Origin of the sequence: Stenotrophomonas sp. LST15-1-1.1, from assembly GCF_040815575.1 — a bacterium.
In the GTDB taxonomy this organism is placed as follows: Bacteria; Pseudomonadota; Gammaproteobacteria; order Xanthomonadales; family Xanthomonadaceae; genus Stenotrophomonas; species Stenotrophomonas lactitubi_B.
This window is the reverse complement of record NZ_JBFPNJ010000009.1, coordinates 1-1,232: the sequence shown is the minus strand read 5'-3', so window position 1 is coordinate 1,232 and position 1,232 is coordinate 1. Positions and strand designations below refer to the sequence as shown.

Sequence of the window (1,232 nt, the reverse complement as noted above, 5' to 3'; positions counted from 1 at the left end):
AACCTGTGGTGGTCAAGTACTTCTGGACACTCTCAAGGGGCGTTCAGGCCACCTGCGCTTCGTGGAGCGCAGGTGGCACAAGGCCGTTGGCACTGTGCAGCCGACGGTGGTTGTACCAGTTCACAAATTGTTCGATGTCTGCTGCAGCCTCCTGTCGAGTGGGGTATTTGGAGTACAGCCATTCGCCTTTGAGGGTGGCAAATACCCGTTCCACCACCGCGTTGTCCCAGCAATTCCCCTTCCGGCTCATGCTCTGGGTGATGCCGTTGTCGCGCAGGATCTCGGCCATCGCGTGGCTGGTGTATTGCCGCCCTTGGTCCGAGTGGAACAGCAGTCCCGCCTGGGGGCAGCGCTGTTTCAGTGCGCCGCGCAGGGCTCTGACCGCCAACCATGCATCTGCTTCGTGGGAATGTGCCCAACCCACGATTCGGCGGGCATACATATCCACAACGACGGCCAGATACAGCCACCCCTGCTGGGTGGGGATGTAGGTGATATCGCCAGCCCAGACTCGGTTTGGCGCCTCCGGATTGAACTGACGGTCCAGGATGTTGGGAGCGGTCAGCGCCTGCGGCCCAAGGCTGTGGTACTTGTGACGCTTGTGCTGTCGCGCCCTGACACCGGCCCGGCGCATCAGCGTCCGGGCGCGGTAGCGACCAACCTGTAGACCGCTATTGGTCAGTTCCCGGGCCATTCTGCGTGAGCCGCAGCTGCCCCGGTGGGACTTATGAATGCGACGAACCAGATCAACCTGAGCCAGCAGCTCCCGGTCGATGCGAGGCTCCCGATGCAGCCAGGCGTAGTAGCTGCTACGGGGATAGTCCATCAACTGGCACACCAACCGGATCGGAGCGGCCTTCCCCAATTCCTGGATCACTTGTTCCGGTGATCGCTGTCCCGAATGAAGAAGGCGATGGATTTTTTTAGCAGGTCGCGCTCCTCCTTGAGCCTGCGGTTCTGGGCTTCCAGTTCGGCGATTCTGACCTGCGCATCTACTGGTGGCGCCTCTGCCTGCGGGTCATGTCTTCGCCGCCACTGCTCGATCCAGCGCCTCAGCGCCGTCGGGCCGACATCCATCAGCTGGCAGACGTCTCTTACTGTCTGCCCCTCTACAACGACAAGGCGAACCGCCTCGTCCCTCATGCCCTGAGTGATCTGTTTTGCCATGGGTCTACCTCGATGCTCGAAATTGATCCTATCGAGTGTCCAAGTTCATTAGACCACCGCAACCC

Annotated in this window: 2 protein-coding genes; both read right to left on the bottom strand. The window is 60.8% G+C overall.

Annotated elements, in window-relative coordinates; genetic code table 11:
• Positions 1 to 43: 43 nt before the first annotated feature.
• The gene (locus MRBLST15_RS07580; protein WP_414716147.1) at positions 44 to 877 is read right to left on the bottom strand and encodes an IS3 family transposase; all 834 of its coding nucleotides are present in this window, start codon (positions 875 to 877) and stop codon (positions 44 to 46) included.
• Positions 874 to 1,167 (bottom strand): transposase, encoded by a 294-nt coding sequence (locus MRBLST15_RS21050; protein WP_406779698.1) that lies wholly within the window; start codon positions 1,165 to 1,167, stop codon positions 874 to 876. Before MRBLST15_RS21050 ends, MRBLST15_RS07580 begins: the two co-directional genes overlap by 4 nt.
• Between the last annotated feature and the right edge of the window lie 65 nt (positions 1,168 to 1,232).